The following is a 4,794-nucleotide window of genomic DNA, read 5'->3' as shown; positions in this document are numbered from 1 at the left end:
CCTAGATGCCTCGGCGGAAAGGATGATTACAAAAACCTCCAACTGCTGCACCGCCACTGTCACGATGCCAAGACTGCAATAGATGGTAGTCAAAGCAAGAGTCGTACTCATGACAATGAGACGACTGAACTAGGAGCCGTGTGAGGTGAAAGTCTCATGCACGGTTTTGAATGGGAGGGGGAGATGGTGACATCTCTCTCGACCCCTAATCTCCCGCAGGAAAATGCTGGTGGGGGCCTTAAGTTGTTATTGTGAATAACGGTTATGAACGAACAGGATTGTTCGGCCGTTTATGATGAACTGGTCGAAATACTTAACGAATTGGAATTAACCTGGGTCGCCGAACAGGTTGAGGACGTGGTGAGTGCCGGAAAAACGGTCGAGGAGATGGTGGCGGGGCGAAAGTCCCCCGATTTGAAATTGGCGTATCACAGCCCCCAGGAGCGGTTATTATTGCTGATCGATGCGGTCGATCGCGCCATTATTTCGGGTGCGGAAATAGATCGAGAAATTGCGGATGTTTTGGGCCACGAAGCGCTGACTTTGGAGGTGAAGCCGGAAATCCGGTTCGCCTCGGCGGTGGGGGGAAAGGGGAAGTTATTCAAATTTTCTCCCGACCCGATCTCGGCGCGATCGCAGCAGTGCGATCGGTTAAAAATGACGTTGGAACAGTTGCGATCGGAGGTGGAAAAAGATGGCGGTTAATGCGTCCCTGTTGCGGGATATAAAAACCCAGTTGGCATCGACAATCAATCCCGATTTTAAAACAGAAAAAGAGGCGGGCGATCGGTTCAAGTTTTACATCTTCAGTATCATCGTCAAAGCGGCTCGAAATGAAGGGGCGTTGGTTTACTATAAAGATGTTGACAAAAACAATCCGGAAACCCTCGTTTTTCGCAAGCGAGCCGGACAACTTTACGACGCCACCCAACCCTACACCCACGCGGTTATCGAATTTCCCAATAAACCCCCGCTGGAAATTCACATGGGGGTAAAAGTTCACGGGCGCCTGCGGGTGTTGTACGACTGCGATATCTGCGTCCTGTACAAAATCGAAGCCGATGCCTGCCGGAATAACCGCCGGGAACCCCGGGCGTCGCGGATTTTGCTGGCGGTTAATTGCGAACATTACGCCTCCCAATTGAAGCTGGAATTCGCCCAGGCGTTTTTGGCGTTGGCGTCGGAGTTGCGGGTGGCGGGGGAGTGCTATTTTGTCTCGAACAGTGCGTCGGACGTGGCGGGTAAACTGCTGGCGAGTCGGAAGCGGAAGTGGGAGTGCGACATTGTTCCCGGAAAGGCGAACAATGTGAATCGGTTGATGTACGGCTTCCAGGCAATTTTTAAAGATTTCAAAGCCAAAAGTTGAGATATAATTCGCGTAGCACGAGCTTCTAGCTTGTGATTGACTGATGATAATTTGAGTTTTTCACAGGCAGGATGCCTGTGCTACCCGATATGAATGATATTTTTTTGGAAATTCACACCGATCTGGTTCGAGAGGCTCCGGGGGGCGATGAGTACACCCGAAAGGCGTTTCAGATGCTGCCATCCCTGTCGAAACCGAATATTTTGGATGTCGGTTGCGGCCCCGGTGCCCATACGTTGGAACTGGCGAGGTTGACGGATGGGACAATTACCGCGATCGACACCCACCAACCCTATTTGGATCGCCTGCAAGCCGCCGCCGAAGCCGCCGGTTTTCAGGATCGGATTACCGGTTTGAATCAAACCATGTCGTCCTTGCCCTTTCCGCGATCGCATTTCGATCTCATTTGGGCTGAAGGTTCCATTTATATTATCGGTTTTGAAACGGGTTTGACGGACTGGAAACTCTGTCTCAAACCGGACGGTTATTTGGTGGTGAGTGAGTTGGTTTGGTTGCGGGAAAATCCGCCGTCGGAGGTGGCGGAGTTTTGGGGAGAAAACTATCCGGGGATGAAACATTTGTCCCAAGTTCCGGAGATGATTTCTCGCTGCGGCTATCAACTCCTCGACCATTTTACGATTCCTGAAACCGGCTGGACTGATTATTATGATGGGGTGGAGTCCAGAATTAATACCCTCTCCGATATCTATAAAAATGATGATGAGGCCCGGGAAGTTTTGGAGATGGAACGGCAGGAGATTGAGATGTATCGAAAATATAAGGATTGGTATGGATATGAGTTTTTTGTGATGAAATTGAAGTGATAAACCTAGCCTTGTGGATGGGCAACCCTATAAGGTTGCACCCAAGGATGGGCAACCCGAGACGATTGCCCCCACAAAAACGGGCAACCCTATAAGGTTGCCACCACAAAAACGAGTCAGCCTCAAACAAGCGGATCTGATATAATTTTTAACTGATGCGATCGCATCTCGATAACGGAAGCGATCGCGGTCAAAATAGCCGATATTAAATGCCAATTGTCAATGTCCTCAATTTCCCGCGAAAATCTCAGAAAAAAAATTTTGGAAATGGTCGAAGATTCTCAACCCGATCCCACCCAGTGGTTTGAAAACCTGTACGCCTGGTCTGGGGGCGATCCGGCCCGCATTCCGTGGGCGACATTGGCGGTTCATCCCCAACTGCAAGCATGGCTGGAAAATCACCCGATTCGGGATAACAATAAAACGGCTTTGGTGCTGGGTTGCGGGTTGGGAGATGACGCGGAAGGGTTGGCGAAGTGTGGCTATCAGGTGACGGCTTTTGATATTTCCAAAACTGCGATCGCCTGGTGTCGCCAAAGGTTCCCCGATTCCCCGGTCAACTACACCGTCGCAGATTTGTTGAACCTCGATCCGGAGTGGCGGGAACGGTTCGATTTCGTGCTGGAATCTCGCATCACTCAATCCCTGCCTTTGGACGTGCGATCGCGGGCGATCGGTGCGATCGCAGATCTCGTTTCCCCCGGCGGTATCTTATTATTAATTACCCGATATCGCCCCACCGAAGCACCCCCGGACGGCCCGCCCTGGCCGCTGTCGGAGGGTGAACTGTCTCAATTTCAAACCTTCGGATTGGAAGAAATTCAACGCCGTCAATTTTCGGAAGACAGAAATCCTGACGTGACGCAGTTTTGTCTCGAATACAGAAAATCTCGTTAATGAGAAATTGAGAAAATGGAACGTTCGCCAAACGCCGAAACTCAAGCATTTCTCAATCTGATTGCTGAGTCCGATCGCCCCCCTCTCCATACCCTGACGCCGGCGGAATTGAGAAGCCTCAATCAGATGTTCCTCAACTCTTCTCACCCGCCGGAACCGCTGGAAAAGGTGGAAAATCGCACCATTCCCGGCCCCGGCGGGGAACTGCCGATCCGCATTTACACCCCCGCCGGAAACCCGCCATTTCCGGTTCTCGTTTACTTCCACGGCGGGGGTTACGTTCTGGGGGATTTGGATATGGTGGATAGCATCTGCCGGACTCTAGCAAATGGGGCAAAATGTATCGTCGTTTCGGTGGATTATCGTCTGGCGCCGGAACATCCATTTCCCGCCGCGATCGCGGATGGATTCACCGCAACAGAGTGGGTATTCAACCAAGCGGAAACCTTCGGAGGCGATCGCGATCGCGTGGCGGTGGGGGGCGAAAGTGCCGGGGGAAATTTGGTGGCGGTGGTGGCGTTGATGCGGCGCGATCGCTCCTTGCCACCACTCGTTTATCAATTGCTTATTTATCCATCAACCCAGGTAGACATCGAGACAGAATCTCGCCAAAAATTTGCCGATAACTATTTTTTAACCGCCGATTCAATTGCTTATTTTTGCCGGCTTTATCTTCCCGATATCACTAAAAGACGAGATCCCCTGGCTTCCCCTCTCTTGACAAAAGAGTTATCCAACTTGCCCCCCGCATTGATTATCACCGCCGAATTCGACCCCCTGCGGGATGAGGGACAAGCCTACGGCGATCGCCTCAAAAAAGCCGGAGTTCCCGTCCAAATCTCCTGCTATCCGGGCACGATTCACGCCTTCGTCAACCTCGCCGGAATCCTCAGTCAAGGACGGGAAGCCTTGGCGGAATCTGCGATCGCCTTAAAACGGGCGTTTTATTCTGAAAATTGATCTCGCAGAATGGGAGTCATGAAACGAACTTTTTATGCCGCTTTGAGTTTTCCCATCATCCTCAGTTTCGGGATCGTCGCCAACTCCACTCCCAAACCCACCCCGGAACAAATTCGAGACGCCTGTGCCGAAGATCGAGCCGATCGCCTCCCCATCCCCTTTGAAGATTTGTCACCCGACGAACCTTCTTTTCGGGAAATCATGAGACTTTATTATTGCAAAACGGCGACAAATTCGGCCTGCATTCCCACCCCTATTATACCTCAAAATGGGGCGATTTTAGATAATAGCCGGGAAGATCGCGCCGATCTGATAATCTGGGATTTTGACTGGTCCGACTGTCCCGGCGCCACCCAATATCACCTGTACGTCATCGGCGAAAATGCCCGAAATCCCGTCATCGACATCGACACCCTTTCCCAGTCTTCCCATCGCGAAATCAGCGCGGGTTATATCGGCGATCGTAACCGCTTAAATTGGACGTGGAAAGTCCGGGCAAAAATCAACGGAGAATGGGGCGAATGGTCGGAAATTCGCACCTTCGACGTGGAACCCCTCAACACCGATCCCCCCTCCCGGCGTTGATGATAGGCAAGAGGCAATCGGCAAAAGTTTGAAGCCGCTTCAGAAGATGGCACCCAGGAATAATAACTGTTTAAGCGGACATGATATATAGCGCTGCTAGAGGGGGTGTAGGGTGTAGGGTGTAGGGTGTAGGGAGGGGAAATTCCCTCGACATCAGGGTTT

General features: G+C 51.5%; 7 protein-coding genes. All 7 read left to right on the top strand.

Going from position 1 to position 4,794, the window contains the following annotated elements; translation table 11 throughout:
- On the top strand, positions 1 to 144 hold a 144-nt coding region (locus AC0QHF_RS08730; protein WP_324703819.1), incomplete at its 5' end, for an HNH endonuclease.
- A gap of 120 nt (positions 145 to 264) precedes the next feature.
- On the top strand, positions 265 to 705 hold the full coding sequence (locus AC0QHF_RS08725; RefSeq protein ID WP_324703818.1) for a hypothetical protein: 441 nt from the start codon (positions 265 to 267) through the stop codon (positions 703 to 705).
- Positions 695 to 1,366, top strand: coding sequence for a hypothetical protein (locus tag AC0QHF_RS08720; RefSeq protein WP_324703817.1), 672 nt, complete (start codon positions 695 to 697; stop codon positions 1,364 to 1,366). Before AC0QHF_RS08725 ends, AC0QHF_RS08720 begins: the two co-directional genes overlap by 11 nt.
- A gap of 71 nt (positions 1,367 to 1,437) precedes the next feature.
- Positions 1,438 to 2,190 carry a class I SAM-dependent methyltransferase gene (locus tag AC0QHF_RS08715; RefSeq protein ID WP_324703816.1) on the top strand — a complete coding sequence of 251 codons (753 nt, stop codon included), beginning with the start codon at positions 1,438 to 1,440 and terminating at the stop codon, positions 2,188 to 2,190.
- Between the two features lie 222 nt (positions 2,191 to 2,412).
- A complete protein-coding gene (locus AC0QHF_RS08710) occupies positions 2,413 to 3,087 on the top strand; it encodes a class I SAM-dependent methyltransferase (RefSeq protein ID WP_324703815.1) in 675 nt (224 codons plus the stop codon).
- Positions 3,088 to 3,102: 15 nt separating this feature from the next.
- Positions 3,103 to 4,047: an alpha/beta hydrolase gene (locus AC0QHF_RS08705; RefSeq protein ID WP_324703814.1), complete on the top strand. Its 945-nt coding sequence runs from the start codon at positions 3,103 to 3,105 to the stop codon at positions 4,045 to 4,047.
- Between the two features lie 18 nt (positions 4,048 to 4,065).
- Positions 4,066 to 4,632 (top strand): hypothetical protein, encoded by a 567-nt coding sequence (locus AC0QHF_RS08700; protein WP_324703813.1) that lies wholly within the window; start codon positions 4,066 to 4,068, stop codon positions 4,630 to 4,632.
- Positions 4,633 to 4,794: the final 162 nt, after the last annotated feature.

The organism is Lyngbya sp. CCY1209 (assembly GCF_055795065.1).
Note: the sequence above shows the minus strand (reverse complement) of the source record. Positions and strands in the feature narration are given on the sequence as shown.

Coding starts and splice junctions, on each gene's coding strand:
- AC0QHF_RS08725 (WP_324703818.1), top strand. CDS start 265: ATGAACGAACAGGATTGTTCGGCCGTTTATGATGAACTGGTCGAAATA.
- AC0QHF_RS08720 (WP_324703817.1), top strand. CDS start 695: ATGGCGGTTAATGCGTCCCTGTTGCGGGATATAAAAACCCAGTTGGCA.
- AC0QHF_RS08715 (WP_324703816.1), top strand. CDS start 1,438: ATGCCTGTGCTACCCGATATGAATGATATTTTTTTGGAAATTCACACC.
- AC0QHF_RS08710 (WP_324703815.1), top strand. CDS start 2,413: ATGTCCTCAATTTCCCGCGAAAATCTCAGAAAAAAAATTTTGGAAATG.
- AC0QHF_RS08705 (WP_324703814.1), top strand. CDS start 3,103: ATGGAACGTTCGCCAAACGCCGAAACTCAAGCATTTCTCAATCTGATT.
- AC0QHF_RS08700 (WP_324703813.1), top strand. CDS start 4,066: ATGAAACGAACTTTTTATGCCGCTTTGAGTTTTCCCATCATCCTCAGT.